We start from the raw sequence: 5586 nt of genomic DNA, 5'->3' as shown, positions 1-5586 counted from the left end.
ATGCTATCCGGATCTCGAGACCGCGATGAAGAGCGTCGTCCGCGCCTATTTCTGCCCGCCGCTTGAACCGGGAACGCTGCGCCGCGCGGCGCTGTTCGCCGAGGCCGCGCGCGACGCAAAATTGGAGGCCGTCGTCCAGCTCAGTCAGTGGGTGGCCGACGCGGTTCATCCGGCGGTCCATTCCCGCGAGAAGTGGCTCACCAGCCGGATGCTGTCGCGATTGGCCGAAATCGGCGTGATCACCGTTCAACCCGGATGGTTCGCGGATAATTACTTCGCGGTGCTCGGACAGGCCGCGCAATTCGGCTTGCTGGGCCTGCCGTTGGGGCAGGGGCTGAATGCGCCGCCCTCGAATGAGGATATCGCCCGCGTCATCGTCGCCTGCCTGGCCGATCCCGCGCCCCATGTCGGCAAGGCCTATCGGCCCACCGGGCCGCGGCTGCTGACGCCGGCCGAGATCGCAGAAGCGATCGGCAAGGCGCTGGGCCGGCGTGTGTCGTACCAGGACGTGCCGCTGCCGATGTTTCTCAAGGCGGCCGCTTCACTCGGGATTTCGGAATTCGTCATTTCCCAGCTGTTCTGGTTCCTGCAGGACTACCAGGGGAATGCGTTCGGCGTCGGTGCGCCCACCGATGCCGTCGAGCAGGTTGCGGGCATCGGGCCGGAGGATTTCGGCAGCATCGCGCGACGCTATGTAACGGCTTCGCCGCAGGCGGTCAGGGGAATTGCGGGAGCGCTCCGCGAAACCTCGGGCCTGTTGGCGGCGCTGATGGCGCGGAAGCCGGATGTCGGCCTGATCGAAGCCCGCCTCGGCGCTCCCCAGATCGATGGCTATTTGCTCGCCAGGGATTCGTCCAGCTGGATGGCAACGCATGCTTAGCAAAACGGCCGGCGTACGGAACAATAATGGCCGATGCGGCGACTATTTCGGCTTGCTGTGCTCCTGAATGGCCTTGAGGTAATTGACGGCGGCCTCGGCGTCTTCCCGGTCAAACCTGAAGGTGGGCATATCGGGGTGAATAGTGCTCAGGCCGCCCTGCAATCGTTTGTCGAGGTCGTCGTAGAGCTTGTCGTCGCCAAAGCTGCGAAAGGGCGGGGCGTCGGCGTGGGAGCTCAAGCCGTTCTCTCCGACCGCATGGCAGCGTCCGCACAAGCTCTCAAGCAGCTCCTTTCCGTGCTGCTGCTCGCGATCGAGGGCATGGCCGGGCTCGCTCCAGAGGCATATGATCAGAAGCGCAAACCAAGCCTTGGTCACGGCGAGTTTCTCCGTTCCATTGCGGGGTCCAGGCAGGCGCCGGCTACCAGCGTCCGGTCGCCCTGCCATAGGCGTAGAGCGCGACCAGGACGGCGCTGACCGCGAGCGAACCGAGCAGGATGATGCGATCCCAGTTGGGCCGCTTGTGCGCCGTCTTCATCGTGAAGATTGCGAAAAGCGCCTTTGGTGCAAGCCTGTGCATGGGATACCCGAAATCCTTGAAGCAGATCACCATGTCATCCCGTCGGCTGGCGGACTTGAGACAGGTCAAGGCAGGGGGCCGGGGGGCGGCCGACCGCGGCGCGCTTCAACCGTCGCTGAGCAGCTCCTTGATGCGCTGCTCGAGCTGCCGCTTCTTCTTCTCGCTTCTGCGCAGGCGTTCGGCGAGATCGCTCTCGGGAGGATCGGTGACCATGGCGCGGAAGGCGAGCCCGACCCGGTTGGCCTGTCGCCAGATCATGGTGGCGAGATAGGAACGGCCCTTGCGCGCGATGGCGAGCTGCATCGCGTCGGGAATGTCCCGCGGCGAATTGAACTCGACGCAGGCGCCGTCTTCGCTGAGATTGCGAACCACGCAATCCATGGCCGGTCCGCTCTTGCTGATTTCGGCCACGCCGCCGAACAGTACTTTTTCCCGCGCGCTCTGCCGCCGATCCTGCATCGTCTCGCTCCCCAAATGACGCCGGAACTCTTACGCGGCTGCGCCGGGCAGGGAAGGTGGCCTGCGTGCCAATGTCACGTTAACGTAAACCAATTCCGCTCAAATTTGACCCGATCCGCGCCGTGTTTCCGCCTCGTGTATAAAGCAGGCCCTTTGGGAACCAGCATGGCCCCAGAGGCTTTTGTCGGTATGCGCGTCCTGTTGTGCCTCGCCATTGCGCTGTCGTTGTCCGCAGCGACCGCCGCATTGGCCGACGATCCTTCGCCTGCGAAGACGGACGTCGCACGGCCGAGCGTGGAGGAGCAGGCCGTCCCGAACGAGCCGCCGAGGCCCGCGCCCCCAGGCGCGCCAGCGAAGCCTGCGGATCCGCGGGAGAGTGACACGCGCGAGGCGATCTGCCTGATGATCGAATCCGCAGCGAAAGCCAATGGCCTGCCGCTGGAGTTTTTCGCCCGCGTGATCTGGCAGGAAAGCCGCTTTCAGTCGGATGCCATGGGCCCCGTAACGCGCAACGGCCAACGTGCCGAGGGCATCGCGCAATTCATGCCTGGGACGGCGAGCGAGCGGCGGCTGCTCGATCCCTTCGATCCCGTGCAGGCGCTGCCGAAATCCGCGGAATTCTTGAGCGAGTTGCGCAACCAGTTCGGCAATCTCGGGCTCGCCGCGGCCGCCTATAATGCCGGTCCGCGCCGGGTGCAGGATTGGCTCGCCGGCAGCGGGTCGATGCCGTACGAAACCCGCAACTATGTCTCGGCCATTACCGGCGCGAGTGTCGAGGATTGGGCGGCGGCGACCAAGGGCGGTAAGCTGCCCGCGACCGCGCAGCCGACCTCATGTCACGAACTGATGGCGCTTCTGAAACGCGCGCCTAATCCGTTCATCACCCAGCTTGAAGCGCATGTCGAGCTTGCCGCCGCCAAGCTCTGGGGCGTGCAGCTCGCCGCGGGCTTCGATCGCAACAGGGCGCTTGCGATGTACGCCCGCGCCATGAAACATCTCTCAGCCGTGATCGGCGATCAGGACCCGAGCCTGTTGTCTTCGGTGATTCGCAGCCGCGGCACGCGCGCCTTCTATCAGGTGCGGATCGGCGCCGACACGCGTCCCGCCGCCGACGACCTCTGCAGTCGAATCCGTCGCGCCGGCGGCGCCTGCTTCGTGCTGCGGAACATGGGCGTCAGGCATTGAGGGCGCCGATCGTGCTCGCGGTGAGACCTTCATGCTTGTTGGCAAATGGTGGCTCGGACAGTTACGTTGCGGCGGAAAAAACCCGGAGGCGGCGATGGTCCGAGAGAACGAGCTCCGCGAAGGCGAACGCGCGGTCGAGATACCGCCGGCGACCGATGCCGGCCTCGTCTTCATCGGCCGCATCCGCACCCCCTGGACCTCGCGGCTGGAGACGCCGCGACAGGGACGTCACGATGGCCCGGTGTGCCGGCTGGAGATTTTCGAGCCCTGGGTCGCTGCGCTGAAGGGCGTCGACTTCTACTCGAACCTCGAAGTGCTCTATTGGCTGGACCGGTCGCGTCGCGATCTGGTGCTGCAAAGCCCAAAAAACAACAAATCCACCCGCGGCACCTTCTCGCTGCGCTCGCCGGTGCGGCCCAATCCGATCGCGACCTCGATCGTGAAACTGGTTGCCATCGAGGGCAACGCGGTCTTGGTGCGTGGCCTCGACTGTCTCGACGGCACGCCGCTTTTGGACATCAAGCCCGATCGCTGCGAGTTCACGCCCTTGTCGGCGGCGCAGGCGGGCGACTTCGAGACGGAGTGAGCTTCCCCGCCTTGTCCCAAGAGATGAGGCGAGTCCTGCCCAATCCCAGCGGATTCTACGTGCCGCCAAGCCATTGCGCCCCGCTTTCAGGATTTTGCGGTAAGGCTCCGGAAGCTTCGCTGCGAACGGCCGAAAGGTTACGCCGGCGGCGGTGCTTTTTGCCGGAATGGCTGAATGGGTGGGTGGCCCTGCACCGAAGCCAGTCTAAGACAGCCTTGGTTATCAAACAGCCTTGGTTATCAAGAGGAGAGCGAACGTGCAACGGGAGTCGGTTGTTACATGTCCGTCCTGCGGCCATCAGGCGATCGAACGCATGCCCACGGATGCGTGCCAGTTCTTCTATATCTGCAAGGGGTGTGGCACCAAGCTGAAACCGCTTGCGGGCGATTGCTGCGTATTCTGTTCCTACGGCTCGGTCCAGTGCCCTCCGAAACAATCGGGAACCTGCTGTGCATGAACAATGCGAAGGCGCTACTCCAGCGCCGCGATCAGCCTGGTCGCGTTGTCCTCCAAAACCTTGACGTCTTCCTTGCGGCTCGCCGGCGGCAATAGTGCAATGCCGGTATGGCGCGGCATCACATGGACGTGCAGGTGAAACACCACCTGTCCGCCGGCGGTCTCGCTGAATTGCTGCAGCGTGATGCCGTCCGCGGTGAACGCGGTCATCGCAGCGCGCGCAATCTTTTGCGATGCGATGGCGACATGGGCAAGGTCATCCGGGCTGACGTCGAGGATGTTACGGGCCGCAGCCTTCGGGATCACCAGCGTATGCCCGGGCGCCCGCGGCATGATGTCGAGGAACGCCAGCACGTGCTCGTTCTCATAGACCTTGTGGCAGGGAAACTCGCTGCGCAGAATCTTGGCGAAGATGTTGTTGGTGTCATAGGCATGTTTTTCGTAGTCAGGCATGGCGGGGCTCCCAAGGTCCACTTCTCATCTCACGGCCATCAGGAAAATCAAGACGGCTCGTCGCTGTCCCTGCGGAATGGAGCGGCCTCGGAGAGTTCGCGGCCGGCTTCGGCGACATAGGCCCGCTCGCGCTTCAAATAGTCGGCGATCGCGCGGCGGAAATCGGGGTCGGCGATGTAATGCGCGGAGTAGGTGGTTTGCGGCAGGTAGCCGCGCGCGATCTTGTGCTCGCCCTGCGCGCCGGCCTCGACCACTTTAAGGCGATGCTTGATCGCGAAGTCGATCGCCTGATAGTAGCAGACCTCGAAGTGCAGGAACGGGTGGTGCTCGATCGCGCCCCAGTTGCGGCCGAACAGCGTGTCGCCGCCGATGAAGTTGATGGCGCCGGCGATCCAGCCGTGGTTGCGTCGCGCCATCACTAGCAGCACGTCCTTGGGCATGCTGTCGCCGATCAGCGAAAAGAATTTGCGGCTCAAATAAGGGCGGCCCCATTTGCGCGAGCCGGTCTCCATGTAGAACGCGAAGAACGCGTCCCAGGCGTCCTCGGTGATATCAGCTCCGGTCAGCCAGTGGATCGTGATGTCGCTTGCGACCGCATCGCGCCGCTCGCGCTTGATCGCCTTGCGGTGGCGCGAATTGAGTGTCGCCAGGAAATCGTCGAACGTCGCAAAACCCTGATTGTGCCAATGGAATTGCTGGTCGGTGCGCTGCAGGAAGCCGTGTTGCGCCAGGAATTTCCATTCCGCCTCGGGCGCGAAAGTCACATGTGCGGATGACGCTTTGCTGACACCGCAAAGCGCGATCAGCCCGCTCGCCAGCGCGTCGCCGATACGTTCGCGATCGGCATCACCGCGAATCAGCAGGCGCGGCCCGGACGCCGGCGTGAAGGGAACCGAGGCCTGCAGCTTCGGATAATAGCGGCCGCCGGCGCGTTGATAGGCATCGGCCCAGCCGCGGTCGAACACGTACTCGCCCTGCGAATGCGATTTC

General features: G+C 64.0%; 9 protein-coding genes. 4 read left to right on the top strand and 5 right to left on the bottom strand.

The genetic code is table 11. The features are described 5' to 3' along the window. Positions 1-880 (top strand): NmrA family NAD(P)-binding protein (locus WCB02_RS15145; RefSeq protein ID WP_423959097.1); only part of this gene is annotated, 880 nt, incomplete at its 5' end. A gap of 42 nt (positions 881-922) precedes the next feature. Here WCB02_RS15145 and WCB02_RS15140 read toward each other — a convergent pair. The 3 genes from WCB02_RS15140 to WCB02_RS15130 form a co-directional block, all read right to left on the bottom strand. Further along, positions 923-1255: a c-type cytochrome gene (locus WCB02_RS15140; protein WP_423959095.1), complete on the bottom strand. Its 333-nt coding sequence runs from the start codon at positions 1253-1255 to the stop codon at positions 923-925. Positions 1256-1298: 43 nt separating this feature from the next. Next, on the bottom strand, positions 1299-1457 hold the full coding sequence (locus WCB02_RS15135; protein WP_423959093.1) for a hypothetical protein: 159 nt from the start codon (positions 1455-1457) through the stop codon (positions 1299-1301). A 105-nt stretch (positions 1458-1562) separates the two neighbouring features. Then, a complete protein-coding gene (locus WCB02_RS15130; RefSeq protein ID WP_423959091.1) occupies positions 1563-1916 on the bottom strand; it encodes a PilZ domain-containing protein in 354 nt (117 codons plus the stop codon). Between the two features lie 165 nt (positions 1917-2081). On the opposite strand from WCB02_RS15130, the gene WCB02_RS15125 reads away from it, so the two are divergent. From WCB02_RS15125 to WCB02_RS15115, 3 genes are all read left to right on the top strand, one after another. Further along, positions 2082-3101 carry a transglycosylase SLT domain-containing protein gene (locus WCB02_RS15125; protein ID WP_423959090.1) on the top strand — a complete coding sequence of 340 codons (1020 nt, stop codon included), beginning with the start codon at positions 2082-2084 and terminating at the stop codon, positions 3099-3101. A gap of 94 nt (positions 3102-3195) precedes the next feature. After that, the gene (gene tsaA / locus WCB02_RS15120) at positions 3196-3687 is read left to right on the top strand and encodes a tRNA (N6-threonylcarbamoyladenosine(37)-N6)-methyltransferase TrmO (RefSeq protein WP_423959089.1); all 492 of its coding nucleotides are present in this window, start codon (positions 3196-3198) and stop codon (positions 3685-3687) included. Positions 3688-3943: 256 nt separating this feature from the next. Further along, a complete protein-coding gene (locus tag WCB02_RS15115) occupies positions 3944-4144 on the top strand; it encodes a GDCCVxC domain-containing (seleno)protein (protein ID WP_423959087.1) in 201 nt (66 codons plus the stop codon). A 14-nt stretch (positions 4145-4158) separates the two neighbouring features. Here the strand turns inward: WCB02_RS15115 and WCB02_RS15110 are convergent, their stop codons facing one another. Beyond that, entirely contained in the window at positions 4159-4596 is a 438-nt protein-coding gene (locus tag WCB02_RS15110) for an HIT family protein (protein WP_423959085.1), read from the bottom strand. 47 nt (positions 4597-4643) lie between these two features. Beyond that, positions 4644-5586: GNAT family N-acetyltransferase (locus tag WCB02_RS15105; RefSeq protein WP_423959083.1), on the bottom strand; the 943-nt coding region annotated here is incomplete at its 5' end.

The sequence above is a fragment of the Bradyrhizobium sp. genome, assembly GCF_049581145.1.
Taxonomy (GTDB): domain Bacteria; phylum Pseudomonadota; class Alphaproteobacteria; order Rhizobiales; family Xanthobacteraceae; genus Bradyrhizobium.
The sequence above is the reverse complement of the archived record's forward strand: the minus strand, read 5'-3'. Positions and strand labels throughout refer to the sequence as shown.

Excerpts from the sequence above, each read along its gene's own strand:
- tsaA (WP_423959089.1), top strand. The coding sequence starts at position 3,196 with ATGGTCCGAGAGAACGAGCTCCGCGAAGGCGAACGCGCGGTCGAGATA.
- WCB02_RS15130 (WP_423959091.1), bottom strand. The coding sequence starts at position 1,916 with ATGCAGGATCGGCGGCAGAGCGCGCGGGAAAAAGTACTGTTCGGCGGC.
- WCB02_RS15135 (WP_423959093.1), bottom strand. The coding sequence starts at position 1,457 with ATGCACAGGCTTGCACCAAAGGCGCTTTTCGCAATCTTCACGATGAAG.
- WCB02_RS15110 (WP_423959085.1), bottom strand. The coding sequence starts at position 4,596 with ATGCCTGACTACGAAAAACATGCCTATGACACCAACAACATCTTCGCC.
- WCB02_RS15125 (WP_423959090.1), top strand. The coding sequence starts at position 2,082 with ATGGCCCCAGAGGCTTTTGTCGGTATGCGCGTCCTGTTGTGCCTCGCC.